This window comes from Roseibium sp. AWQ4_254, from assembly GCF_056161025.1.
In genome coordinates, this window is record NZ_JBSWYH010000079.1 from 1 (window position 1) to 1353 (window position 1353).

1 protein-coding gene is annotated in these 1353 nt (G+C 54.5%); it reads left to right on the forward strand.

Features of this window, described 5'->3' with window-relative positions:
* A partial coding sequence (locus ACXAIC_RS24685) for a DMT family transporter (protein WP_475187074.1) occupies window positions 1-761 on the forward strand: 761 nt, incomplete at its 5' end.
* Window positions 762-1353 lie beyond the last annotated feature (592 nt).

The following is a 1353-nucleotide window of genomic DNA, read 5'->3' on the forward strand; positions in this document are numbered from 1 at the left end:
CTCCCGGTAAACCTTTGTGGGTTACAAGTCTTATCGTCTTTGGCGGCGGCTTGCCGTTCGGTCTCTTGGGAATGGCGGGGGCTCAGTTTGCACCTGCTGCGCATATGGGCGCTTTGCTTCCGGGTTCGATGCCCCTGTTCGTCACTGCCTTGTCTGCAGTTGTCCTAAGAGAGCGTAGTGACGCAAAACGGTTCATTGGTCTAGGTCTTATCATTGCGGCAGTTTTTTGCATAACAGGTGAAAGTTTGACCAAAGACACTGGATCAGCCACGCTCATTGGCGACGGGTTATTCTTGCTCGCAGGCGTAAGCTGGGCTGTTTACACCGTCACCTTTCGCAGAAGCGGACTTGATCCATGGCACGGCGCAGCAATCATTTCTGTATGGTCCGCCTTCGCCATCGCTCCTGTTTGGCTCCTAACCCCATCTAAAGGTTTGTTGACAGCCCCGTTGATGGACGTTGCCATACAGATTGGTGTTCAAGGATTTCTTGCAGGGCTCTTTGGGATGGTTCTCTTTGGGGTGACGGTCGCTCAGCTCGGCCCCTCTGCAACCGCGCTTTCTGGTGCTGTGGTGCCTGCAATCACTGCGATAGGTGGGTGGGCACTCTTAAGCGAAACGATCTCTTCGATAACCATGGCTGGAATTGTGCTGATGGTCCTTGGCCTTGGCTTTTTTTCCTTTGGGAGGGCAACTTTTCGAGAAAGGAAGACGCGGCAGAGCTATGTGATTCTACCTGCCGCAAAAGAGCCCCGCAGGTAGAAGTGAGCTCCTCCCCGAAAATCGGACAGTGACCTTTCTTTTTACTTCAGGTCAATCCCTGAAGTGAGGGTAAGCGGCGGCTGGACCCCGGTCTAAAGGCGGCGTGCCTTTGCGTACGAAGGGTCTCAACACCCCGGCCGCCAGGTCAGCGCCTCATTCTCACATTGAAGCGCTGAACCTATGACGAGTATTACCAAGCGCAATCCCCCGCGAAGTCGCAATCCCCATCAACACCGCTTTGATCCATGGCGACTTTGACCAGGCCACTCAGAGGATCTTGTCGTTGATGGTCGAGGGTGGCAAGCAGCTCTCCGTCGAAACCCTATCCCTGTTCGACGATCTGCATGAGGCAGACGGGCTTTTGGCTCTGACGCGGAAAAAATCAAGGCACGAACGCACAATATCGTCACCGACTCACTCAGACTGTTTCTGTTCGTGCTTGTCGACGCTGCTGACATACTATGCCGGGACGGTGAGCCGGATGTCCTGAAAACCGTCCGACAGAGACTGTCCGGAATTCTGTGCCCTGGCGTGGTAGCTCTGAGATGAGGAGACCCACGTATGAGCATCGACAAAGACCTTTTGGACCAGC